Annotated in this window: 21 protein-coding genes; 3 read left to right on the forward strand and 18 right to left on the reverse strand. The window is 63.8% G+C overall.

The window, feature by feature from the left end:
• Positions 1–5: 5 nt before the first annotated feature.
• Together CLU86_RS00800 and CLU86_RS00805 are read right to left on the reverse strand one after the other, a co-directional pair.
• Positions 6–1,967, reverse strand: a complete 1,962-nt coding sequence (locus CLU86_RS00800; protein WP_233194717.1) for a nucleoside-diphosphate sugar epimerase/dehydratase — start codon at positions 1,965–1,967, stop codon at positions 6–8.
• Between the two features lie 2 nt (positions 1,968–1,969).
• Positions 1,970–2,605 carry an LON peptidase substrate-binding domain-containing protein gene (locus tag CLU86_RS00805; protein ID WP_099740245.1) on the reverse strand — a complete coding sequence of 212 codons (636 nt, stop codon included), beginning with the start codon at positions 2,603–2,605 and terminating at the stop codon, positions 1,970–1,972.
• A gap of 262 nt (positions 2,606–2,867) precedes the next feature.
• Between CLU86_RS00805 and CLU86_RS00810 the strand changes: the two genes are divergently transcribed.
• Positions 2,868–3,431, forward strand: coding sequence for a YggT family protein (locus tag CLU86_RS00810; protein ID WP_099658176.1), 564 nt, complete (start codon positions 2,868–2,870; stop codon positions 3,429–3,431).
• A 150-nt stretch (positions 3,432–3,581) separates the two neighbouring features.
• Here CLU86_RS00810 and accD read toward each other — a convergent pair whose 3' ends face one another.
• From accD to asd, 7 genes are all read right to left on the reverse strand, one after another.
• Positions 3,582–4,454, reverse strand: a complete 873-nt coding sequence (accD, locus tag CLU86_RS00815) for an acetyl-CoA carboxylase, carboxyltransferase subunit beta (protein ID WP_099659040.1) — start codon at positions 4,452–4,454, stop codon at positions 3,582–3,584.
• Positions 4,455–4,627: 173 nt separating this feature from the next.
• Positions 4,628–5,449, reverse strand: coding sequence for a tryptophan synthase subunit alpha (trpA, locus tag CLU86_RS00820; protein WP_099740246.1), 822 nt, complete (start codon positions 5,447–5,449; stop codon positions 4,628–4,630).
• The gene (gene trpB / locus CLU86_RS00825) at positions 5,446–6,729 is read right to left on the reverse strand and encodes a tryptophan synthase subunit beta (protein WP_099740247.1); all 1,284 of its coding nucleotides are present in this window, start codon (positions 6,727–6,729) and stop codon (positions 5,446–5,448) included. Before trpB ends, trpA begins: the two co-directional genes overlap by 4 nt.
• A complete protein-coding gene (locus tag CLU86_RS00830) occupies positions 6,707–7,477 on the reverse strand; it encodes a phosphoribosylanthranilate isomerase (protein ID WP_099740248.1) in 771 nt (256 codons plus the stop codon). The genes trpB and CLU86_RS00830 overlap by 23 nt, the downstream gene beginning before the upstream one ends.
• The gene (gene truA, locus CLU86_RS00835; protein WP_199175170.1) at positions 7,474–8,292 is read right to left on the reverse strand and encodes a tRNA pseudouridine(38-40) synthase TruA; all 819 of its coding nucleotides are present in this window, start codon (positions 8,290–8,292) and stop codon (positions 7,474–7,476) included. Before truA ends, CLU86_RS00830 begins: the two co-directional genes overlap by 4 nt.
• Positions 8,293–8,351: 59 nt before the next feature.
• Positions 8,352–10,871: a FimV/HubP family polar landmark protein gene (locus tag CLU86_RS00840; protein WP_099743200.1), complete on the reverse strand. Its 2,520-nt coding sequence runs from the start codon at positions 10,869–10,871 to the stop codon at positions 8,352–8,354.
• Positions 10,872–11,158: 287 nt separating this feature from the next.
• Positions 11,159–12,289: an aspartate-semialdehyde dehydrogenase gene (asd, locus tag CLU86_RS00845; RefSeq protein WP_099740250.1), complete on the reverse strand. Its 1,131-nt coding sequence runs from the start codon at positions 12,287–12,289 to the stop codon at positions 11,159–11,161.
• Between the two features lie 269 nt (positions 12,290–12,558).
• Between asd and CLU86_RS00850 the strand changes: the two genes are divergently transcribed.
• A complete protein-coding gene (locus tag CLU86_RS00850) occupies positions 12,559–13,401 on the forward strand; it encodes a hypothetical protein (protein WP_143226632.1) in 843 nt (280 codons plus the stop codon).
• A gap of 59 nt (positions 13,402–13,460) precedes the next feature.
• Here CLU86_RS00850 and leuB read toward each other — a convergent pair whose 3' ends face one another.
• The 9 genes from leuB to grpE form a co-directional block, all read right to left on the reverse strand.
• The gene (leuB, locus tag CLU86_RS00855; RefSeq protein ID WP_099740252.1) at positions 13,461–14,531 is read right to left on the reverse strand and encodes a 3-isopropylmalate dehydrogenase; all 1,071 of its coding nucleotides are present in this window, start codon (positions 14,529–14,531) and stop codon (positions 13,461–13,463) included.
• Positions 14,532–14,616: 85 nt separating this feature from the next.
• Positions 14,617–15,267 (reverse strand): 3-isopropylmalate dehydratase small subunit, encoded by a 651-nt coding sequence (leuD, locus tag CLU86_RS00860; protein ID WP_099740253.1) that lies wholly within the window; start codon positions 15,265–15,267, stop codon positions 14,617–14,619.
• Between the two features lie 11 nt (positions 15,268–15,278).
• Complete coding sequence (locus tag CLU86_RS00865) at positions 15,279–15,410, reverse strand: entericidin A/B family lipoprotein (protein WP_099658184.1); 132 nt, start codon at positions 15,408–15,410, stop codon at positions 15,279–15,281.
• Positions 15,411–15,421: 11 nt separating this feature from the next.
• On the reverse strand, positions 15,422–16,843 hold the full coding sequence (gene leuC / locus CLU86_RS00870) for a 3-isopropylmalate dehydratase large subunit (protein WP_099659042.1): 1,422 nt from the start codon (positions 16,841–16,843) through the stop codon (positions 15,422–15,424).
• A gap of 120 nt (positions 16,844–16,963) precedes the next feature.
• Entirely contained in the window at positions 16,964–17,974 is a 1,011-nt protein-coding gene (locus CLU86_RS00875; RefSeq protein ID WP_233194718.1) for a LysR family transcriptional regulator, read from the reverse strand.
• Between the two features lie 262 nt (positions 17,975–18,236).
• Positions 18,237–19,601 carry an MBL fold metallo-hydrolase gene (locus tag CLU86_RS00880; protein ID WP_099658185.1) on the reverse strand — a complete coding sequence of 455 codons (1,365 nt, stop codon included), beginning with the start codon at positions 19,599–19,601 and terminating at the stop codon, positions 18,237–18,239.
• A gap of 178 nt (positions 19,602–19,779) precedes the next feature.
• Entirely contained in the window at positions 19,780–20,925 is a 1,146-nt protein-coding gene (gene dnaJ, locus CLU86_RS00885; protein WP_099658186.1) for a molecular chaperone DnaJ, read from the reverse strand.
• Positions 20,926–21,028: 103 nt separating this feature from the next.
• Positions 21,029–22,981: a molecular chaperone DnaK gene (gene dnaK, locus CLU86_RS00890; protein ID WP_099740254.1), complete on the reverse strand. Its 1,953-nt coding sequence runs from the start codon at positions 22,979–22,981 to the stop codon at positions 21,029–21,031.
• Between the two features lie 96 nt (positions 22,982–23,077).
• Positions 23,078–23,629 carry a nucleotide exchange factor GrpE gene (grpE, locus tag CLU86_RS00895; RefSeq protein ID WP_099658188.1) on the reverse strand — a complete coding sequence of 184 codons (552 nt, stop codon included), beginning with the start codon at positions 23,627–23,629 and terminating at the stop codon, positions 23,078–23,080.
• Between the two features lie 250 nt (positions 23,630–23,879).
• On the opposite strand from grpE, the gene rpsF reads away from it, so the two are divergent.
• Positions 23,880–24,269 (forward strand): 30S ribosomal protein S6, encoded by a 390-nt coding sequence (gene rpsF / locus CLU86_RS00900; RefSeq protein ID WP_094285575.1) that lies wholly within the window; start codon positions 23,880–23,882, stop codon positions 24,267–24,269.
• Positions 24,270–24,282 lie beyond the last annotated feature (13 nt).

Raw genomic sequence — 24,282 nt, forward strand, 5'->3', positions numbered from 1 at the left:
TTCAGTCATGCCGCCTGCGCAGCCACTTCGGGTGGGTCGGGCTGATCGGGCTGGTAGCCCGGCACCAGGGTGTGCAGCAGCGCCCGCATGCCGTCGGGGTCGTTGGCCAGCGCAGCCGCCTGCAGGCGGGTCAGCAGGGCACTCAGCGTGGCCCAGTCAAAGCGCTCCTCTTGCGCCCGCAAGATGCGCGGGTGCGCTGTGGGCAGGGGGTTGTCGCCAATCAGCAGCTCTTCGTAGAGCTTCTCGCCCGGGCGCAGGCCGGTGAAGGTGATGGCGATGTCGCCGCTGGGGTGCTGTGCGTCACGCACCGTCAGGCCCGCCAGGGTCACCATGCGCTCGGCCAGTTCGCGGATGCGGATGGGCTCACCCATGTCAAGCACAAACACATCCCCGCCCTCGGCCATGGCGCCCGCTTGCAGCACCAGCTGGGCGGCTTCGGGGATGGTCATGAAGTAGCGGGTGACCTCGGGGTGCGTCACGGTGATGGGGCCGCCGTGCGCGATTTGCTGGCGAAACAGCGGGATCACGCTGCCGCTGGAGCCCAGCACGTTGCCAAAGCGCACCATGGAAAAGCGGGTGGGGCTGCGCCAGGGGACGTGCGCGGTGTTTTCTTGCGGGATTGCAAAGGGGGGCTGCGTGGCGTGGGCCATGGCTTGCAATACCAGCTCGGCCACGCGCTTGCTGGCCCCCATCACATTGGTGGGGCGCACGGCCTTGTCGGTGGAGACGAGCACAAAGTGCTCCACGCCTTGTTCCAGCGCCACGCGCACCATGTTCAGGGTGCCAAACACGTTGTTCTGGATGCCTTCGGCCGCGTTGGCCTCGACCATGGGCACATGCTTGTACGCAGCTGCGTGGTAGATGCAGACGGGGCGGTGCAGGCGGCACAGCTCGGCCATGCCCTGCCGGTTGTTCACGCTGGCCAGCAGGGGCGTGAGCTGGGTCTGGACCACGCCTTGGTGTGCGAGGGCCTGCAGCTCCTGGTGGATGCTGTAGAGCGCAAATTCACTGTGATCGACCAGCAGCAACTGCGCAGCACCCAACTGCGCCAGTTGGCGGCACAGCTCGCTGCCAATGCTGCCGCCCGCGCCGGTGACCAGCACCACCTGGCCCGCGATGTGTTGCTGCATCAGGGGCAGGTCGGGGGCCACGGGCGCACGCCCCAGCAGGTCTTCAATGTCCAGGTCCTGGAAGTCGGTCACCGTCACCTTGCCGCTGGCCAGGTCGGTCAGGCCAGGCAGGGTGCGGATGCGCACCGGCAGCGGGCGCAGGCTTTCGATGATCTGCTGGCGCCGCTGGCGGGGCACGCTGGGCAGCGCCAGCAGCACGTCGGTGATGCCCAGGCGCTGCACCGTGGCGGGCAGGGCCTCGGGCGCATACACGCGCACACCGTTGATGCTGCGGCCCGCTTTGCTGGTGTCGTCGTCGGCAAAGGCCAGCAGGTGGTAGCTGCGCGCGCTGACCAGCCCCGCTGCGGTTTGCGCCCCGGCTGTGCCCGCACCGTAAATCAGCAGCCGGTGGGGGGCTGCCGCGGTGCGCCCCGCCAGCCACAGCCAGCCCAGCGAGCGGCTGGCGCCCACCAGCAGCAGAAAAATCACCGGCTGCAAAATGCCCACGCTGCGCGGAATCCCCTCCCACTTGCCGATGAGCAGGGTGAGCAGCAGGACTGCGCCGTAGATGGCCACGGCCTTGCCGGTGGTGAGCAGGGCCTGGATGCCGGTGTAGCGGAAGATGGCGCGGTACAGCCCCAGGTTCATCAGGATGGGAAACGCCAGTGCTGGGGCCAGGGCGTAGGCAATCCACTGCTTGCCCTCAGGCCAGTGCAGGGTGTCCAGCCGCAGGGTGAAGGCCACCCACATGGCAAACAGGCCCATGCCTGCGTCCAGCGCGGCCACAAACAGGCGCTTGGTGCTGCGGGGCCAAGAGAGTATGTGCTGCAGCACCGCGCGGTCGTCCAGGCCCTGCATGCTCACTGCGCAATGCCCGTGCGTTCCAGTACGTCGCCGACCAGCTCCAGCCGCACCAGCGGGTTGTCCAGCTCCATCAGGCGCTGCTTGAGCTCCATGGGCACGGGCAGCAGCTCGCACCAGCGGTTGGCCACCCAGCCGCAGTCGTCCAGTTGCTGCGGGGTGGGCAAGATGGCGGTGGGGTTGAGGGCATCGCGTGCGTGCAAGCTGTGCAGCACCTGCATCAGGGCCGTGGCGGTTTTCTTCAGGTCGTCGGGGATGGCGATGCTCATGTCCCGGTCCAGCTGGCCCACGTTGGCAATCCACAGGCCGTGCACCAGGTGGTTGCGCTGGGTGATGCGAAACCGCTCCGTGCCCCGGCACAGCAGGGTGATCAGCCCGGGCTGCGGCATGTCCAACTGGTCAATGATGGCGAGGGTGCCCACGTCGTGAAACTGCTCATCGGGGGCGCCGGCCTGCCGCACCTCGTTGCCCTGGGTGAGCGACACCACGCCGAAGGGGGCGCCGGTCTGGTGGCATTTGCGCACCATGTCGAGGTAGCGCACTTCAAACACGCGCAAGGCCAGCAGGCCGTCGGGGAACAGCACCGAAGCCAGCGGGAAAAGGGGCAGGGAAGAGAGGGTCAGCGTTTGGGTCATGGGCAGGGCCTTGGAAGCTGCTCAAAGTGGTCTGCGTTGGGTGGCGGCATCGGGCGCACACCAGGCGGGCAGGGGTTGCATCCTGGCCAGCGGGTGCGCCCCGCAGGCCGCGGCTGGGCGTGCATCGCACCCCCTGTGGAGTGGCGTGATGCCCGGGCGGCTGCCGCAATCCCCCAGACGGCGAGGAACAGTTTCTCAGGTCGCTATCATCCCACGGCGCTGCCCACTTTCGCTGGGTGCGCCTTTTCATTCCCTCACGCCCATGCTCTACCAGATCGCTACGTTGTTGCTTGATGTCATTGGTGGCCTGCTGACCGGGGCCTGCCTGCTGCGTCTTTACATGCAGTGGCAGCGTGTGCCGTTCTCCAACCCCGTGGGAGCCCTGGTGTTTGCGTTGACGGACTGGTTCATCCTGCCGCTGCGGCGGCTGATTCCGCCCACTGGGCGCTGGGATGTGTCGAGCTTGGTGGGGGCGCTGCTGGTGCAGCAAGTGCAATACGGTCTGCTGTGGCTGATTGCGGGCGGTGCGATCTCCGGCACGGTGGTGCCACTCATGGCGGCCTTTGGTCTGATGCGTGTGGCCATTTCTGGCCTGATCGGCCTGTTGATCGTGCATGCCATCTTGTCGTGGGTGCAGACCCGTTCGCCCATGGCCGATGTGATCGGCCGCCTGTGCGCCCCCTTGCTGCGGCCCGTGCAGCGGGTGATTCCGCTGATTGGGGGGCTGGACCTGTCACCCCTGGTGCTGCTGGTGCTGCTGCAGATCGCGATGATCGTGCTGGGGCATTTGCAGGCAGCGGCGTTGACGGGGGTCTTGCGGTTTTGAGGACGCAGCGCGGCTTCTGCCGACGTAACCAACCTCTGCAAGCCTGGGGGTTTAAACAAAAATAGCTGCTAGCGCTTATGGATTAAGCGCTAGAAGCTATTGAATTGATAGCAATTTAATAGCATGCCCCTTTGGCAAGGGGCCGCAGATTCACATCACAGCGTCGGCTGGCAGGCGCTGCAGCATGGCCAGGCTGCTGGCCACGGTGTTGCGCAGTTCGCGGCGGTCACAGATGAAGTCCACGGCGCCCTTGGTCTGCAGGAACTCGGCACGCTGGAAGCCCTCGGGCAGCGTCACGCGCACGGTGGATTCGATCACGCGGGGGCCTGCAAAGCCGATCAGCGCCTTGGGCTCGGCAATCACGATGTCGCCCACAAAGGCAAAGCCAGCGCTCACGCCGCCCATGGTGGGGTCGGTCAGCACGCTGATGTAGGGCAGGCCCTTCTTGGCCAGACGGGTCAGCGCCGCATTGGTCTTGGCCATTTGCATGAGCGACAGCAGGCCTTCTTGCATGCGGGCGCCGCCCGTAGCAGTAAAGCAGATGAAGGGCACCTTCTGCTCAATGGCGGTTTCTACGCCACGCACAAAGCGCTCGCCCACCACGGAGCCCATGGAGCCACCCATGAAGTCAAACTCGAAGCACGCGGCGACCACATTGATGCTCTTGACCGCGCCGCCCATGACGATGAGCGCGTCGGTCTCGCCTGTGTTCTCCAGGGCTTCCTTCAGGCGCTCGGGGTACTTGCGGCTGTCCTTGAACTTGAGGGCGTCCACGGGCAGCACTTCCTGGCCGATTTCATAGCGGCCTTCGGCGTCCAGAAACGCATCCAGCCGCGCGCGGGCGCCGATGCGGTGGTGGTGGCTGCAATGGGGGCAGACGTTCTGGTTCTGTTCCAGATCGGCCTTGTAGAGCACCGTTTCGCAGCTCGGGCACTTGATCCACAGCCCCTCGGGCACCTGGCGGCGCTCGGTGGGGTCGGTTTGCTGGATCTTGGAAGGCAGAAGTTTTTCGAGCCAGGACATGGTGTTTTCCTCTGTAAGAATGGGGCAGCGGCACGGCCTTGACGCTAGCACGGGTCCAAAGATCAGTGCTCCCGCGCAAGGGCCGCCCCGCCGCGCTGGGAGCGTCCCCCTTAATGTGCGCAGCACAAGAGAAGGGGGAAGCGGCAAAGCCGCTCAGGGGGATGCCCTCTATTTTATGCGTCGAGTGCCTTACGCACCCCGCGAAGGAAGTCCACCGTGATGGGGACCACCTTGGCGTGCTCCTGGTCTTCAATGAGCTGGATGATGCGGCTGCCGATGACCACGGCGTCGGCCACCTTGCCAATCGCCTGGGCCGTGGCCGCATCGCGGATGCCAAAACCCACGCCGACGGGAATCTGCACGTGCTGGCGGATGCGGGGCAGCATTTGCTCCACCGCTGCCGTGTCCAGCGCGCCCGAGCCCGTCACGCCCTTCAGCGACACGTAGTACACGTAACCACTGGCCACGCGGGCCACCTGGGCCATGCGCTCATCGGTGCTGGTGGGGGCCAGCAGGAAGATCAGGTCCATGCCGTGGGCACGCAGATCGGCCGCAAATGCCTCGCACTCTTCGGGCGGATAGTCCACGATGAGCACGCCGTCCACCCCGGCCTCGGCAGCATCGTGCACAAAGGCGCTGCCAGTTTCAGCCTTGCCGTGCTTTTGGTCGTAGCGCTCCACCGGGTTGGCGTAGCCCATCAACACGACGGGGGTGGTGGTGTTGCGTTTGCGGAATTCGCGCACGTGATCCAGCACCTGCACCATGCCGATGCCCATGCTCAGGGCCTTTTCGCCCGCTTTCTGGATGACCGGGCCATCGGCCATGGGGTCTGAAAATGGCACCCCCAACTCAATCACATCGGCGCCTGCCTCCACCATGCCGTGCATCAGGGCAGGGGTAATGTCTGCGAAGGGAAAACCTGCTGTGACGTAGGGAATCAGCGCCTTGCGGCCTTGGGCTTTGAGTGCTGAGAAGGTTGCTTCGATGCGGCTCATTTGACCACCTTGATGGGTTGCTCGCCACCCTTGACGGACTGCCCCTGGCAGCTGGGGCGGCAGTAGAAGTCGGCGCCGCTGAGGTCGGCCACCGTGCCAATGTCCTTGTCGCCGCGACCGGACAGGTTGACCAGGATGGACTGATCTGGGCGCATCGTCTTGGCCAGCTTCATGGCGTAGGCCACTGCGTGGCTGGACTCCAGCGCGGGGATGATGCCCTCGGTGCGGCACAGATAATGGAAAGCGTCCAGCGCTTCCTTGTCGGTAATGCCAACGTATTCGGCCCGGCCGATCTCTTGCAGCCAGGCGTGTTCCGGTCCCACGCCTGGGTAGTCCAGGCCCGCGCTGATGCTGTGGGTTTCGGTGATTTGGCCGTTGTCATCCTGCAAGATGAAGGTGCGATTGCCGTGCAGAACGCCCGCGCTGCCTTTTTGCAGCGATGCGGAATGCTTGCCCGAGTCCAAGCCTTCACCCGCAGCCTCCACGCCAATGAGGCGCGTCTTTGCAAACGGAATGTAGGGGTGGAAGATGCCCATGGCGTTGCTGCCACCGCCCACGCAGGCGATGACGGCGTCGGGCTGTTCGCCCAGCACCTTCTGCTCGGTCAGCATGGCGGGCATCTGTTCAATGCACTCCTTGCCGATCACGCTCTGGAAGTCGCGCACCATCATGGGGTAGGGGTGCGGCCCCGCTACGGTGCCGATGATATAGAAAGTGTTGTCTACATTCGCCACCCAGTCGCGCATGGCGTCGTTCAGTGCATCTTTCAGGGTCTTGCTGCCAGACTCCACAGGCACCACGGTGGCGCCCAGCAGCTTCATGCGGTACACGTTGGGGCTTTGGCGCTTCACGTCCTCTGCGCCCATGTACACCACGCATTCAAGCCCATAGCGGGCGCAAATGGTGGCTGTGGCCACGCCGTGCTGGCCTGCGCCTGTCTCGGCAATCACGCGGGGCTTGCCCATGCGCTTGGCCAGCATGGCCTGGCCGATCACGTTGTTGATTTTGTGCGCGCCTGTGTGGTTCAGGTCCTCGCGCTTGAGGTAAATCTGCGCGCCGCCCATCTCGCGGCTGGTGCGTGCGGCATGGTAAATGGGCGAGGGGCGGCCCACAAAATGCTTGAGTTCGTAGTGGAATTCCGCCAGAAATTCAGGGTCGTTCTGGTAGCGGGCGTAGGCCTCGCGCAGTTCCTGGATGGCGTGGGTCAGGGTTTCGCTGACAAAACTGCCGCCGTAGGGGCCAAAGTGGCCGGAAGCATCAGGTTGCTGATAGGAGCTCATGGGGGTTCTTTGCAAGTTGGGCATCGGCCGCACGCACGGCGGCAACGAAGCGTTGGATTTTTTCGGCGTCCTTGATGCCTTTGATGGGCTTGCCATCGGGGCCATCGGCTTCGACGCCGGAGCTGACATCAACCGCCAGCGAGAGGCCTCGCGGGCGGACTTGCAAAATGCCATCGGTCACGTTTGCAGGCGTGAGTCCACCAGACAAAACGAGGTGAGAGCTGACGCTTGGTGGAAGTAGTGACCAATTGAATGCCTTGCCGCCGCCGCCATAGCCGTCGACATGGGCGTCGAGCAGGATGGCTTGGGCGTGTGAAAAATCCTGGGCGTATTTTACGAGGTCAAAGTGTTCAGCCCCATCGCCTAGGGGTATGCGTGCAGCGCGCAAAAACGGACGCAGGCCCTGGCCGGTGGCCTGCAGGCAATCGGCCGGTGTCTCATCACCATGAAACTGCACGATAGCGCCCGTCACCATTGCGCTGGCAGCTTCTATTTTTGTAGCAGTCTCGTTGACGAAAAGCAGCACGGGTGTCACGAACGGGGGCAAACGTCGAGCCAGTTGTGCCGCCCGCTCGGCCGACACCGCCCGTGGGCTGGGGGCGTACAGCACAAAACCCACCGCGTCGGCACCGGCCGCCACGGCGGCATCCACGTCTTGCTCTCGAGTCAGACCACAGATCTTGATGCGCGTGCGGGCTGCGGGTGGCGAAGGAGGGCGTGTGTCTGTCACCAAGGCGTGGTTCGTCATGGCAGCCAATCAAAAGGAGGGGTGCGGTCGGGCAGATTCCAGCTGGCATCGTAGACGGGCCCGAGAAAGTACAGCCCGTCTGGCGAAAAGGTGGGGGCCGCTGCATCGCGCGAGCGGGCCTGCAGCACCTGCTGCATCCAGTCTGCAGGCTGCTTGCCCATGCCAATGGCCACCAGGCACCCCATGATGTTGCGGATCATGTGGTGCAGGAACGCATTGGCTTCGAATTCAAACCGCCAGTAGCAACTGCCCCAGTCCAGCTCCGGGTGCGGTGCAGATGGCCGGTTGCAGGAGATGTCGATGCGCTGCAGCGTTTTGACCGGTGACTTGGCCTGGCAGGCCGATGCCCTGAACGATGTGAAATCATGCTCGCCCAGCAGCGCACTGGCGGCCTGGCGCATGGCATCGCCATCGAGCGGGTGGTACACCCAGCCCACGCGGCCCGCATCCACGCTGGGGCGCACTGGCGATTGAAGCAGCACGTAAGCGTAGCGCCGCGCCGTAGCGCTGCCGCGCGCATGAAAGCCCGGCGGCACATGCCGGGCCCACTGCACCGCGATGTCTGGCGGCAAAAAAGTGTTGGTGCCGCGCACCCACGAGGCATCGGGGCGGCGCAGGGGGGTGTCAAAGTGCACCACCTGCATCAGCCCGTGCACGCCGCTGTCTGTGCGGCCAGCACACAAAGTGCCTACCGCATGCGTAGCAAAGCGGCCCAGGGCCGCTTCTAGCTTGTCTTGAATGGTGTTGCCAGACAACTGGCTTTGCCAGCCGTTGTAGGCATGGCCGTTGTAACTGACCCCCAACGCCACCCTCACAGTGGGGTTGGGGGGCTGCGCTGGGTGGCTCAGGTGCTCTGGCGGGGCGTCTGCCTGCATCAGCCCAATTCAGCGAGCAAACGCTGGGCACGGGTTTTGAGCGCGCCCGTGGCTTCCGCCACGACTTCCTCAATCAATGTGCGGGCACCGTCGGTGTCGCCGATGGCGTTGAACTCTTCTGCCAAGGCCAGTTTGGTGGCCAGCGGATCGTCGTGGGCAGCAGCTTCGCCATCATCGTCGTCGTCCATGGGGGCCGACGCAGTGATGATTTCTTCGCTGACCACAGGAGCGGCGGGCTGTGCTGGGGCCGTGAGGTCCAGAGACAGGTCACCCAGATCGAACTCCAGAGCGTTGGCATCAGGTGCACTGGCGGACAGCGGGGTCAGCGCCGACGGCAGCATGGTCAAGTCGTCCACCGAGTTCAACGTGTGGGCCGCTTCGGCCATGGGCGCGCGGGCGGTCTCGGGTTCGTCGTCCAAGTTGGGCAGGGCCAAATCAGGCGCCAGGCCCGAGGCTGCCGCGGCAGCCGCAAAGCCTCCGGCTGCAGGCGCATCGGTCAGTGCGTCATCGGGCAGGTCCAGGTCCAGGTCCAAGTCCAGGTCAGAAGGCAAGGCCGCACCCGCTGCGCCCACGGCACCAGGCATGGTCGAGGCAAAGACGCCCGCAGGAGCCTGGTCTGCGCTACCGCCTGGGCGGCCGCCGGGTTGGTACAACGGGTTTTCAGGGTCCAGTGTGCGGCCCAGGTCGGCAATGCGTGCCCAGTCAGGGCCTTCGCCTTGGGTGAGTTTGAACACATCACCTGCCACAGCTTCCAGGGCCTTGCGGTCTTGGCGCTTGGCGTAGATTTCGCCTAGCTTCACATGCACCGAGACGCGGGCGGGGTTGTGGCGAACGGCTTCTTTCAGGATTTCTTCGGCCTGCAGGTCGCGGCCATAGGCCAAGTAGACGTCGGCTTCGGCCACGGGGTCGACATCGCCACCCGCATCCAGCTGGCTGGGCGAGTAGGCCATGGACGAGCCACCCGTGGTCATCTCGCTGTTGGCCGTGTCAATGCGCTGGCCACCGCTGGCACCGAAGAACGAATCGGGCTGGATGCGGCTTTCGAGGAAGGAGCTGTCCACTCCGTCGGCATTGCGGCGGCGCTGCACGACCCGGTACACCCCAAAGCCAGCCAGCAAGGCCAGCAGGCCGCCACCGGCCAATGGGATCATGGGGTCGTCGAACAGACCCGAGAAGAAGCTGGGTTCTTCAATGGGTGGTGGTGGAACCGGTACGGGCTTGGGTGCCACGGGGGCAGACGCTTGCGCAACTGGTGCCGATGCAGCATCCGACGCTGCAGAGGCTGCTTCAGCAGGCACGCTGGCGGCTTCCGCAGGCACTGCGGGCGCTGATGCAGGGGCTTCGGGTGCGGTGGGCGTGGCTGGAACGCTGGGCGCCTCGACCTTGATGGCGGCGGGGGCACTGGCGGGCGCAGCCGCTGCGGGGGCTGCTCCGGCCGCCGACGCTGCACTGACCTTGTTCAGGTCGCTGATGTTCTTCGACAGCTCGGCCATGCGGGCGTTGGCCTCGCTGGCTTGCTTGTCCTTGGCCAATTGGTCTTCTGCGGCCTTCTGGCCTTTGAGCGAGCCCTTGGAGATGGTCAGCTTGTCTGGGGCGGCGGTGGCGGGCTTGCGGTCTTCGACCTGTGCCTGCACCTTGCCGCTGGCAGAGCGTTCTGCCGAGGCCACGGTGGTGCTCGGTGCGGAGTCTGCCAGCTTGCGGCGGAAGGTGTTGAAGTCGCGGCTTTGGGCCGACAGAATTTGGCGTGCTTCGCTGGTAGGCACCGATTTGACGGTGGCCTCATCAGGCATTTGCAGCACGGCACCGGCGCGCACGCGGTTCACGTTGCCTTGGATGAAGGCATCGGGGTTGGTGCGCATCATGGCGACCAGCATCTGGTCGAGCGACACATCTGCGGGGCGGTGGGCGTTGGCGATGCGGCCAGCGGTGTCGCCGGCCTTGACGGTAACGCCATCGCCAGAGGCGGGCGCCGCTGCAGGGCGGGGTGCCGGTGCTGCACGGGGTGTGGCAGGCGCAGCAGCAGCAGCAGGTGTAGCGCGAGAGGCTGGTGCAGGGCTTGCGGCCTGTGCAGCCACTTGGGGCGATGCCGTCACGGTGGGCGCAGCGCGGCGCAGTGCTGGCGGGTCAAACAGCATGGTGTAGCTGCGAACGATCTTGCCTGTGCCCCAGGTGGTGTCCAGCACCAAATCGACAAAGGGCTCGTTGACGGGGCGATCGCTGGTGACGCGCAGCACGGCGCTGCCATCGGCGCGGCGTTGCAGCTGCACCTGCAAGGCGTTCATCAGGGGGGTGAACTCCATGCCCTGTGAGCGAAACACTTCAGGCGATGCCGTGGAAGTGCGCAGGGTTTCGGCTTCGGCCGGGGTGATTTGCGGCACGTCAATTTCTGCACGCAGGGGCTCGCCCAGCGCCGATTGGACTGTGATGCGGCCCAAAGCCAGAGCAGATGCTTCGCTGGTGTAAAAACCGGCAGAGACCACGGCCGCGGCCGCTAAAGCTGAAAATTTCCAACGATGCATGTTTGCCATCAACTGATTAGGTTTTGCGGCTCGGTCGAGCGGTGCTGTTTTTCTCATGATCTGGTTCCCGCCCCGGCGCGTGAAAATATGTAAAAAGCACCATAGCAGCAATGTTTTGCACTGACAAGCTGAGGTGGTGCCGAAGCTTTGGTCCGCCGCATTGCGCCCCAAATTGGTGCAAAAACATGTTGCCAAACGGCAACGTGACGTAACTGGTTGTTTCCCGCCCATTTATGAAAAAAGCGCGCAAAACCGAAGTTTTGCGCGCCTGCGGTGCGGCAGCCGGATCAGGCGGCCAGCAAAATGCGCAGCATGCGGCGCAATGGCTCGGCAGCGCCCCACAGCAATTGGTCGCCAATGGTGAAGGCGCCCACATATTCAGGGCCCATCGCCAGCTTGCGGATGCGGCCCACCGGGATGGTCATGGTGCCCGTCACGGCCACGGGGGTCAGGTCCTTGATGGTGGCTTCGCGGGTGTTGGGCACCACCTTCACCCACTCGTTGTCGGCGGCGATCATGGCTTCGAGGTCGGCTACGGGCACATCCTTCTTGAGCTTGAAGGTCAGGGCCTGGCTGTGGCAGCGCATGGCGCCCACGCGCACGCAGAAGCCGTCCACGGGAATGGCTGCAGAGCTGAAGCCCTCGCCCAGTCCAAGGATCTTGTTGGTTTCGGCCATACCCTTCCACTCTTCCTTGGATTGGCCATTGCCCAGGTCCTTGTCGATCCAGGGGATCAGCGAGCCGCCCAGAGGCACGCCAAAGTTGGCGGTTTCGGCGCCGGTCAGTGCGCGCTGCTTGGCGATGACCTTGCGGTCGATTTCCAGGATGGCGCTCTTGGGGTCGTCGAGCAGGGATTTCACTTCGGCATTCAGCGTGCCGTATTGGGTGAGCAATTCGCGCATGTGCTGCGCGCCGCCGCCCGATGCCGCCTGGTAGGTCTGGGTGCTCATCCACTCGACCAGCCCGGCCTTGTACAGCGCGCCCACGCCCATCAGCATGCAGCTCACGGTGCAGTTGCCGCCCACCCAGTTCTTGCCGCCGTGGGCCAGCGCGTCCTTGATGACGGGCATGTTGACGGGGTCCAGGATGATGACCGCGTCTTTTTCCATGCGCAGGGTCGAAGCAGCATCGATCCAATGGCCGTTCCAGCCTGCGGCGCGCAGCTTGGGGAAGACTTCGGTGGTGTAGTCGCCGCCTTGCGCTGTGATGATGATGTCGCAGCGCTTCAAGGCGTCGATGTTGAATGCGTCTTGCAGTGTGGTCTCGTTCTTGGCCTGCGCGGGGGCTTTGCCGCCTGCATTGGACGTGGAGAAGAACAATGGCTCAATCAGATCGAAGTCTTTTTCTTCGATCATGCGGTCCATCAACACCGAGCCGACCATGCCGCGCCAGCCGACCAAACCTACCAACTTGCTCATTTCAACGCCCTTTCAGATTAAGAAACAGTGCCAGACCAGACTGTTTGCCCCGGCTCGTCTGGCCAGGGAGGGCGCACGACGGTACCGGAGCTGGATCAGCCCTTAATAATGGTCGTGGTTTTGGTGGTGATTGCGCGCACAGCCACGCCTGCCAGGGCGGCAGTAGCGGTGTTCAGGACGAACGGGCGGGCGGCAAACATGGGTGTGGATTGTAGCGGCATGTGGCGGAGAGTCATGAAATGCGGGAAAAATTCGCACTTTCATGGCCCGTGTGGGCTGCGCTGCAGTACGGTGCGTCCAGGATGCCCGCATTGTTGTGGGGAGGAGAGGATTGCATGATGTTCGTACGCCGACTAGCGATGGCGCTGGGTGCGCTGGGTTGCATGTTCTTCTCGTTGGCATTTGTGGTGTCGTTTGCCTCCCCAAATCTTGTCGAGCAGGTGGCCAAGCAGGTCATCCGCCAAGAGGTGGAAAAGCGGGTGCGGGAAAAGATCGACGCGCTCGATGAAAGCTTTTTGCTGGGCCAAGCACAGGTGTTGGCGCGCGGACAGTCCGAGCGAATTGCGCAAGCCCAGAGGGCGCTGGCGCAACAGCTTCCTGAGCAGCTTTCGAGGGTGATCGCCGAGATGGTGGACCTTGATTGCGAATGCCGCAAGAAGGTTGAATTCGGGATTCGCGGTGGGCTGGAGGGTGAGGTGGCGAACGCATCCGTCATTCGCGAAAAGCTTGCAGTACTCATCCGCACCAAGTACATGGAAACCGCCCGCCAGGTCGTGCGCGAGTTCCGCATCTTCACAGGCACCAACGCGCTAGTGTTTGCGCTCCTGGTAGCGGCCGTGCTGCTCAAGCCCCGGGCGGGGCTGCATCTGCTGCCTTCAGCCACGCTGCTGCTGGCGGCGGCGCTTGTGACGGGGTATCTGTACCTCTTCAACCAGGATTGGCTGCACACCCTGGTGTTCAATGACTTTGTGGGGTGGGGCTATCTGGCCTACCTGGGAGGGGCGTTTGCCTTGCTGGGTGATGTGGTGCTGAACAAGGCCCGCGTAACGACGGAGGTGCTCCGTCTCGTTCTGGACGCAGCGGGCAGTGCCGTCGAGGTGGTGCCGTGTTGATGTGATGCAAAGAAAAAAGGGGCCGTGTGGCCCCTTATTTATTCGCATCAGTGGCGGGTTCACCCCAGCGCCTTCACCACCGCATCCCCCATTTGCGCCGTGCCCACCTTGGTGGTGCCTTCGCTGTAGATGTCGGGCGTGCGCAGGCCCTGGGCCAGCACCTTTTGCACGGCGGCTTCGATGCGCTGGGCGGCGGCTTCCTGGTTCAGGCTGAAGCGCAGCATCATCGCGGCCGAGAGGATAGTGGCCAGCGGGTTGGCCACGCCCTTGCCAGCGATGTCGGGGGCGCTGCCGTGGCTGGGCTCGTACAGGCCCTGGTTGCTGCTGTTCAGGCTGGCCGAGGGCAGCATGCCGATGGAGCCCGTCAGCATGGATGCTTCGTCGCTCAAGATGTCGCCGAACATGTTGCCGGTCACCACCACGTCAAACGCCTTGGGCGCCTTGACCAGTTGCATGGCTGCGTTGTCCACGTACATGTGCTGCAGCTCGACGTCGGGGTATTCCTTGTGCACGTCGGTGACCACGTCCTTCCAGAACTGGAAGGTTTCCAGCACGTTGGCCTTGTCCACGCTGGTGACCTTCTTGTTGCGCTTGCGCGCGGCCTGGAAGGCGACGTGGGCGATGCGCTCGATCTCGGGGCGGCTGTAGCGCATGGTGTCGAAGGCTTCTTCGGCACCGGGGAAGTGGCCATCGGTGGCCACGCGGCGGCCGCGCGGCTGGCCGAAGTAGATGTCGCCAGTCAGCTCGCGGATGATGAGGATGTCCAGGCCCGCGATCAGTTCGGGCTTGAGGCTCGACGCGCCCACCAGTTGCTCGTAGCAGATGGCCGGGCGGAAGTTGGCAAACAGGCCCAGGTTTTTGCGCAAGCCCAGGATGGCTTGTTCGGGGCGCAGGGGGCGGTCTAGCTTGTCGTACTTCCAGTCGCCCACGGCGCCGAACAGGATGGCGTTGGCTTCCTTGGCGAGCTTGAGGGTGGACTCGGGCAGCGGGTGGCCATGGGCCTCGTAGGCGGCGCCGCCGACCAGGGCGGATTCCATTTCGAACTTCAGGTCGAGTGCCTTGAGAACCTTGACGGCCTCGGCCACGATTTCGGTACCGATGCCGTCACCCGGCAGAACTGCGATTTTCATTGTCTGGTGCTTTACTTTTGATAGCTGCCAGCGCTTATCAGATAAGCGCTAGAGGCCATTTTTGCTTGATTGCTTGAAATCTGAATCAGGAGACCATCGAGTGCGCAAGCCAGGGCTTGGTGGCCAGGCGTTGGGCTTCAAAGGCGCGAATCTTGTCGGACTGGCGCAGGGTGAGGCCGATGTCGTCAAAGCCGTTGAGCAGGCAGTACTTGCGGAAGGCCTGCACCTCGAACGGAATCTCTTCGCCCTGGGGGCGCACGATGACTTGGCGCTCTAGGTCGATGGTGAGCTGGTAGCCGGGGAAGGCGTGCACTTCGTCAAACAACTGGACCACCGTGGCCTCGGGCAGCACGATGGGCAGCAGGCCGTTCTTGAAGCAGTTGTTGAAGAAGATGTCGGCAAAGCTGGGCGCAATGACGGCACGAAAACCGTACTGGTCCAGCGCCCACGGCGCGTGCTCGCGGCTGGAGCCGCAGCCAAAGTTCTTGCGTGCCAGCAGTACCGAGGCGCCTGCGTAGCGCGGCTGGTTCAGCACAAAGTCGGGGTTGGGCTTGCGGCTGGCGGGGTCTTGGCCGGGCTCGCCGTGGTCCAGGTAGCGCCACTCGTCAAACAGGTTCACGCCAAAGCCGGTCTTCTTGATCGACTTGAGGAACTGCTTGGGAATGATGGCGTCGGTATCGACGTTCTCGCGGTCCATGGGGGCCACAAGGCCCTTGAGCAAGGTGAATTTCTGCATGGGTGCCTTGTTTATTTGTTGGCGGCGCGTTCGAGTGCGCCCCCTGCCCGTTGAACGTCCTGGCCTACGCCCTTGACGGTGTTGCACCCGACCAGCAGCAAGGCGGCAGACAGTGCGATGAGGGTTGCGGCAATTTTCTTCATGGCGAGCTCCTTCAGGCGAATTGGCGAATGTCCACAAAATGACCGTGCACGGCGGCGGCTGCTGCCATGGCGGGGCTGACGAGATGGGTCCGGCCACCAGCGCCCTGGCGGCCTTCAAAGTTGCGGTTGCTGGTGGATGCGCAGCGCTCGCCCGGCTCCAGGCGGTCGGCGTTCATGGCCAGGCACATGCTGCAGCCGGGTTCGCGCCATTCAAAGCCTGCGGCCTTGAAGATCTGGTCCAGGCCTTCGCGCTCGGCCTGCTCTTTGACGAGGCCTGAGCCGGGTACCACCATGGCCAGCTTCACATTGCTGGCCACCTTGCGGCCCAGGCTTTTCACCACGGCGGCGGCTTCGCGCATGTCTTCGATGCGGCTGTTGGTGCAGCTGCCGATGAACACTTTGTCGATGGTGATGTCGTTGATCGCCTTGCCGGGCTGCAGGCCCATGTAGGTCAGGGCACGCTCGATGGCGCCGCGCTTGTTGGCGTCCTTTTCCTTGTCCGGGTCGGGCACGCGGGCGTCAATGCCCAGCACCATTTCGGGCGAGGTGCCCCAGGTCACTTGCGGCTGGATGTCGGCAGCGTCGAGCTTGACCACGGTGTCGAACTTCGCGTCGGCGTCCGAATGCAGCGTCTTCCAGTACGCCACGGCCTGGTCCCATTCCACGCCGGTGGGGGACAGGGGGCGGCCCTTGACGTATTCGATGGTCTTGTCGTCCACCGCCACCAAGCCGGCGCGTGCGCCGCCTTCGATGGCCATGTTGCACACGGTCATGCGGCCTTCCATGCTCATGGCGCGGAAGACGGAGCCTGCAAATTCAATGGTGTAGCCCGTGCCGCCCGCAGTGCCGATCTTGCCGATGATGGCCAGCACCACGTCCTTGGGCGTCACGCCCTTGGCCAGCGTGCCATCGACCTGCACCAGCATGTTCTTGGCCTTCTTGGCCAAGAGGGTTTGCGTGGCCATCACATGCTCGACCTCGGACGTGCCGATGCCGTGGGCCAATGCGCCAAATGCGCCGTGCGTGCTGGTGTGGCTGTCGCCGCACACCACGGTCATGCCGGGCAGGGTGGCGCCGTTTTCGGGGCCGATCACGTGCACGATGCCTTGGCGCTTGTGCATGAAGGGGAAGAACGCAGCGGGTGTGATCTGCGCCATGTTGTCGTTCAGCGTGGTGATCTGCTCTTTGCTGATCGGATCGGTGATGCCGTCGTAGCCTTGCTCCCAGCCGGTGGTGGGCGTGTTGTGGTCGGCCGTGGCCACGATGGAGCTGGTGCGCCACACCTTGCGGCCGGCTTCGCGCAGGCCTTCAAAGGCCTGGGGGCTGGTGACTTCATGCACCAGATGGCGGTCGATGTAGAGGATGGACGTGCCGTCTTCCTCGGTGTGGACAACGTGTTCGTCCCAGATCTTGTCGTAGAGGGTGCGTCCCATGGCTTGGTCTTCTTTCAGGTGGGTCAATGATTTTAGTGAGGACTTGCGCAACTTGGGATGCAGCAACGGCCTTTGCTGTGGGCGCGCCTCCTGCCGGGGTCCTGTTTTGCGTCAGTCATGTCAGTGCTGCGGTGCCGATTCGGGCGAGGCCTCGGCGGGCTGCGCCGGGGCTGGTGTCGTGGTGTGTCTCGGGGCTTCGTGTTGGGCTTGGTGCGGGGCCGTGAGGTGCTCGACCAGCAGGCGGGCCGTGACGGGCAGCGCGTCAAAGTCGCGGGCCACCACGCGCAGTTCGCGGTGGGCCCAGTCGTCGGTTAGCGGAATGGCTTGCAGGCGGCCCACCCCGCGCATCAGCGCAAAGGCTCGGTCGGGCAGCAGGCCCACGCCCAGGCCGTTGTCGATCATGCGGCACATGGCATCGAGCCCCGTGACCTGGATGCGCTGGCGCAGCGGGCGCGCGGCAGCAGCAGCGGCGGCGCGCATGGCCAGGCTGATGCTGCTGTTGGCGTGCAGGCCCACAATGTCCCAGTCCAGGACTGCTTCAAAATCAATAGCGCCTAGCGCAGCTAATTCGTGCCCTGTGGGCACAACCAGCACCAAACGGTCGCAGCGATAGGGGCGGCTGGGCAGCTCTTGCACGCCACCGCTGCCCTGGCCCACGTTGCAGATGCCCAGGTCGGCGGCACCTTCTTGCACCGCGTGCAGCACGTCGCTGCTCAGGTGCTCCTGCAGGTCGATCTTGATCTGGCTGTGCTCGCGGGCAAAGGCGCCCAGGTCTTCGGGCAGAAACTGGAAGATGGCCGAGATGTTGGCGTGCATGCGCACATGGCCGCGCACGCCTTCGGCGTATTCGCTCAGCTCGCCCTGCATGCGCTCCAGCCCAAACAGCACGGTGCGGGCATGGTGCAGCAGGCTTTCGCCCGCGGGGGTCAGGGTCACGCCACGGCTGTGGCGGTAGAGCAGGGCGGTGTCCACGGCGGCCTCCAGGTCGGACAAGCGCTTGCTCACGGCCGATGCGGCGATGAATTCGCGCTCGGCCGCGCGGCCGATGCTGCCCAGCTCACACACCGCCACAAACAATTGCAGCGATGTGAGGTCAATGCGGCGCGCAAAGCTGCGCTCGGAGCTTTTCATCTTGTGGGGGCTTAGAAGGCTTTAAGTCTTCTTGTTTTGCGAAGACTCTGCATTTTCTACCCATTTTTCAAACCACGCCATCGTTGAATGCGATGAATTGCATCGCTTGAAGCGCCTCTCGGAGGCACGGCTTTCAAAAACAATAGCGGCTAGCGCTTGTATTCATTGGGTTTCAATATGAAATACCTTTTAAAACCATATGAATAAAGCGCTAGCCGCTCATCTTTTTGATGTGCCGCTGTGCGCAGCGTACACCGCGTGCTCAGAGGCTCACGCTGCTGCCATGTTCCGGCACCTGGGCGGACCAGCGCAGTTCGTGCGCAATGCGCTGGCGCAGGTGGTCGGCCGCACCCATTTCGCCGTGCACCACAAACACCTGCTCCGGGGCGTGCTCCATGCTGCGCAGCCAGGCGATGAGCTGGTTGCCATCGGCGTGCGCCGATGCCGAGCTGAGCTTGACCACCTCGGCGCGCACCGCCACGTCCTGGCCGTGGATGCGGACGGATTTTTCTCCATCTGCCAGCCGTGCACCGCGCGTGCCAGGGGCCTGGTGCCCGGTCAGGATGACCATGTTGCGGTGGTCGCCCGCGTGCAGGGCCAGGTGGTGCAGCACGCGCCCGCCCGTGGCCATGCCGCTGGCCGCCAGGATGACCCTGGGGCCGTGCAGCCGCGCCAGGCCTTTGGATTGCTCGGGTGTTTGCACCATGGTCGCGCCATGCTCCAGCGCATTCACCTCGCGGGCATTGAGGCGGTGCTCGCCCAGGTGGTGTTGGTACAGGCCCGTGGTGCTCACGGCCATGGGGCTGTCCAAAAACACCTTGAGCGAGGGTGGGATGACGCCCTGTGCCTTGAGCAAGCCAATTGCATGTAGTACCACCTGCGCCCGGCCCACGGCAAACACCGGCACCACCGCCACGCCCCCGCGTGCGGCCAGGCGTGCCAACGCAGGGCCCAGCTCGCTGAGCAGGTCTTCGGCAGGGTGCTCCCGGTCGCCGTAGGTGGATTCGATCAGCACCGTATCGGCAGCGGGCGGGGCATCGGGCGGGTTCATCAGCATGTCGTCGGGCCGCCCCAGGTCGCCCGAGAACAGAATGCGCCGCCCGCCCACCTCCAGCAGCACACTGGCCGCGCCCAGGATGTGCCCGGCGTTGGAGAAGGTGGCGTGCCAGCCTGGCAGGGGCTCAAAGCGGTGGTGCAGCGGGTGCGGCTTGAACTGCTTGAGGCTGTGCAATGCGTCGAGCCGCGTGTACAGCGGCAGGGCGGGCGCGTGGCTGCTGAGGTTGTGGCGGTTCAAAAAGGCGGCGTCTTCCTCCTGCAGGTGCCCGCTGTCGGGCAGCAGGATGGCGCACAGGTCGCGGGTGCCTGGGGTGGCGTGCACGTTGCCGCGAAAGCCATCGCGTGTGAGCAGCGGCAGGTAGCCGCTGTGGTCCAGGTGGGCGTGGGTGAGCACCACGGCGTCGATCTGCCCCGGCTCCAGCGGCAAGGGCTGCCAGTTGCGCAGCCGCAGCTGCTTGTAGCCCTGGAACAGCCCGCAATCGATCAGCAGGCTTTTGCCGTTGTGGCGCACCAGGTATTTGGAGCCGGTGACGGTGCCCGAGCCGCCCAGGAAGGTGATGTTCACGCCCATGTGTGTCCCCCATTGCTGCAGAGCCCCCATGGTAGGCCTGTCGTGGGCTGCCAGCCTGTCGTGCATGGGCTTGCTTGATGCGCATCAAGAAGACAGCGCCGTGCATGAAAAAAGCGACCGGGCACAGGGCGCGGTCGCTTCAGGGTGGGGCACGCCCAAGGGCATGCCGGTGCGGGGGTCAGCTGAAGAAATTCTTCAACCGGTCCGTCCAGCTCTCGCCGCTGGGGGAGTGGCGGCCACCGCCCTTTTTCAGCGAATCTTCCAGCTCGCGCAGCAGCTTGCGTTGGTGCTCGGTCAGCTTCACCGGTGTCTCGACGGCAATGTGGCAATACAGGTCGCCGGGGTAGCTAGAGCGCACGCCCTTGACGCCCTTGCCGCGCAGGCGGAACTGCTTGCCCGCTTGCGTGCCTTCGGGGATGTCGATGGCGGCCTTGCCTTGCAGGGTGGGCACTTCGATCTCGCCGCCCAGCGCAGCGGTGATGAAGCTCACCGGCACTTGGCAGTGCAGGTCGTCGCCGTCGCGCTCGAAGATGTCGTGCTTCTTGATGCGGATTTCGATGTACAGGTCACCCGGTGGGCCGCCGTTGGTGCCTGGCTCGCCGTTGCCGGTGCTGCGGATGCGCATGCCGTCGTCGATGCCCGCAGGAATCTTTACTTCCAGCGTCTTTTGCTTCTTGATCTTGCCCTGGCCGTGGCAGGCCGTGCAAGGCTCAGGAATGATCTTGCCCGTGCCGCGGCAGTGCGGGCAGGTTTGCTGCACGCTGAAGAAGCCCTGGCGCATCTGCACGGTGCCAGAGCCCTGGCAGGTGCCGCAGGTCTTGGCACTGGTGCCGGGCTTGGCGCCACTGCCGTGGCAGGTGTCGCAAGAGTCCCAGGAGGGAATGCGAATCTGCGCATCCTTGCCACGTGCGGCTTCTTCCAGTGTGATCTCCATGGCGTAGCTGAGGTCGCCGCCACGGTACACCTGGCGCCCACCAGCCCCGCGCCCACGTCCGCCTTGCTGGCCGAACATGTCGCCAAAGATGTCGCCAAAGGCCTCGGCAAAGCCGCCAAACCCCTCAGCGCCCGCGCCGCCGGGGCCGCGCATGTTGGGGTCCACGCCTGCGTGGCCGTACTGGTCGTAGGCGGCGCGCTTTTGCGGGTCAGAGAGCATCTCGTAGGCCTCTTTGGCCTCCTTGAATTTCTCTTCGGCAGGCTTGGCGGCATCACCCTGGTTGCGGTCGGGGTGGTGCTTCATCGCCAGCTTGCGATAAGCCTTCTTGATTTCTTCGTCCGAGGCGTTTTTGGCAACGCCCAGGATTTCGTAAAAGTCTCTTTTCGACATGGTGCTCTTGGCCCGGTTGGAACAGGAACGCCGCGCAAGCCTTAGAACCTGTTTGTCAGGCTCTTCGGGCCCCGCGCGGCGGCTGGGGTCAGCGGGGAGGCGTTCAGCCCTTCTTGACTTCCTTCACCTCGGCATCGACCACGTTGTCGTCGTCTGCAGGCTTGGCCGAAGACGCCGAGGCAGATGCACCCGCACCGTCAGCACCGCCTGCGGCCTGGGCCGCCTGGGCTGCCTGCGACTCGGCGTACATCTTCTCGCCCAGCTTCTGGCTGGCGGCCATCAGCGCCGTGGTCTTCTCGTCGATCGAGGCCTTGTCTTCGCCCTTTAAGACCTCTTCCAGCGCCTTCACAGCGGTGGTGATGGCCTCTTTTTCAGCAGCGTCGAGCTTGTCGCCATGCTCGGCCAGGCTCTTGTTCACGCTGTGCACGGCGGCCTCGCCCTGGTTCTTGGCTTGCACCAGTTCCAGCTTCTTCTTGTCGTCGGCGGCGTTCAGCTCGGCATCTTTCACCATTTGCTGGATTTCTTCTTCCGACAGACCGGAGTTGGCCTTGATGGTGATCTTGTTTTCCTTGCCGGTGCCCTTGTCCTTGGCGCCCACGTGCAAGATGCCGTTGGCGTCGATGTCGAACGACACTTCGATCTGTGGCGTGCCACGGGCTGCTGGTGGGATGCCTTCGAGGTTGAACTCACCCAGCAGCTTGTTGCCCGATGCCATTTCGCGTTCTCCCTGGAACACCTTGATGGTCACGGCAGGCTGGTTGTCGTCGGCCGTCGAGAAGGTCTGTGCGAACTTCGTCGGAATGGTCGTGTTCTTGGTGATCATCTTGGTCATGACGCCGCCCAGGGTCTCGATGCCCAGGGACAGGGGGGTCACGTCCAGCAGCAGCACGTCCTTGCGGTCGCCCGACAGCACTTGGCCCTGGATCGCAGCGCCCACGGCCACGGCTTCGTCAGGGTTCACGTCCTTGCGGGGGTCCTTGCCGAAGAATTCCTTGACCTTCTCTTGCACCTTGGGCATGCGGGTCATGCCGCCGACCAGGATCACGTCGTGGATGTCGGACACCGACACGCCAGCGTCCTTGATGGCCACGCGGCAAGGGGCGATGGTGCGCTCGATCAGCTCTTCCACCAGCTGTTCCAGCTTGGCGCGGGTGAGCTTGATGTTCAAGTGCTTGGGGCCCGAGGCGTCTGCCGTGATGTAGGGCAGGTTGATGTCGGTGGAGGCCGAGTTCGACAGCTCGATCTTGGCCTTTTCAGCGGCTTCCTTCAGGCGTTGCAGGGCCAGGACGTCCTTGGACAGGTCTACGCCTTGCTCTTTCTTGAACTCGCTGATGATGAAGTCGATGATGCGCTGGTCGAAGTCTTCGCCGCCCAGGAAGGTGTCGCCGTTGGTCGACAGCACTTCGAACTGCTTTTCGCCGTCCACGTCGGCGATTTCGATGATGGACACGTCGAATGTGCCGCCGCCCAGGTCATACACGGCGATCTTGCGGTCACCCTTTTCGCTCTTGTCCAGGCCAAAGGCCAGGGCAGCGGCGGTGGGCTCGTTGATGATGCGCTTGACGTCCAGGCCGGCGATGCGACCGGCGTCCTTGGTGGCTTGGCGCTGTGCGTCGTTGAAGTACGCGGGCACGGTGATGACGGCTTCCGTCACGGCTTCGCCCAGGTAGTCCTCGGCGGTCTTCTTCATCTTGCGCAGGATGTCGGCAGACACTTGTTGGGCCGACAGCTTGTTGCCGCGCACTTCGATCCAGGCGTCGCCGTTGTCGGCGGCCACGATCTTGTAGGGCATCAGGTCGATGTCCTTTTGCACTTCTTTTTCGGTGAACTTGCGGCCAATCAGGCGCTTGACTGCGTACAGCGTGTTGCGCGGGTTGGTCACGGCCTGGCGCTTGGCCGAGGCGCCGACGAGGATCTCGCCGTCTTCCTGGTACGCCACGATGGAAGGCGTGGTGCGCGCACCTTCGCTGTTCTCGATCACGCGCGTGGTGTTGCCTTCCATGATGGAAACGCAGCTGTTCGTCGTGCCCAGGTCAATACCGATGATTTTTCCCATGTTCTTCTCCGCAATGTTGGAATGATTTGGATGGCTAGTAACTTGTGGATAACTTGCGTTGCTTCAAGTCGTCCCTCTCGATTTATCTAGAAAAATTTACTTGGGCGCCGTGACCGTGACCAGGGCGGGGCGCAGCACGCGCTCGGCAATCACATAGCCTTTTTGCAGCACAGCCACCACCGTGTTGGCTTCCTGGTCGGCGGGCACCACGCTGATGGCCTGGTGTTGATGGGGGTCAAACTTGGTGCCCGCTGCGGGGTTGATGGCCAGCACCTTGTTGCGCTCCAGGGCCGAGGTCAGCTGGCGCAGGGTGGCGTCGGCGCCTTCGCGCAGTTGCTGGGGGGTTGCCTCCTTGATGGCCAGGGCGGCGTCCAGGCTGTCGGCCACGGGCAGCAGGCTTTCGGCAAAGCTTTCAATGCCGAACTTGCGGGCCTTGGCCACTTCGTCATCGGCACGGCGGCGGGCATTTTCTGCCTCGGCCTTGGCGCGCAGAAATTGATCGGCCAGCTCGGCACTCTTGGCCTTGAGCTCGGCCAGCTCGCCTTGCAGGCGCGCCATTTCGTCAGAGGTGTTGGCCGCCATGGCTGCTTCCACTTCTTCGGGGGATGGGGCGGCTTGTGTGGTGTGGTGCTGGCTGTTGTCTGACATGTCGAAGTCTTTGTGAATAAAAACAGTACGCGCGGAAGGTTGGGCGGCTTTTGCACATTTCAAGTCGGGTACATGGATGAAACCACGTTTTGGCTGCAAATGCGTGATTTTGGACGCGCAGTGCAGGGTGCCGAAGCCCGTGAAAATCCTGCCAAGTGTACAAGCGCCAAAGTGCGAGTTATAATTTACGGCTTTGCCTTGCCACACCGCTTCTAGACGCAGCGGGTGGTGTCATCCAAAAGGAGTCTGCATGCGTCATTACGAAATCATTTTGTTGATCCATCCGGATCAAAGCGAACAAGTTCCAGCCATGCTGGAGCGCTACAAGGGCATGATCACCGCTGGTGGTGGCAAGGTGCACCGCGTGGAAGACTGGGGCCGCCGTCAACTGGCGTACCTGATCAACAAGCTGGCCAAGGCCCACTACCTGTGCGTGAACATCGAAGCCGACCAGGCTGTGATGGCTGAACTGGAACACGCGTTCAAGTTCAACGACGCCGTGCTGCGCCACCTGACGGTTCAGAAGAAGAAGGCCGACACGGGTCCATCTTCCATGATGAAGACCGTTGAGCGCGAAGAAGCCCGCAAAGCCAGCCAAGCTGAATACGCAGCTGCTGGTGGCGAACGCGGCGAGCGCTGATCCATCCTCGTTG

It is taken from the genome of Acidovorax sp. 62, from assembly GCF_002754495.1.
GTDB lineage: Bacteria > Pseudomonadota > Gammaproteobacteria > Burkholderiales > Burkholderiaceae_C > Acidovorax.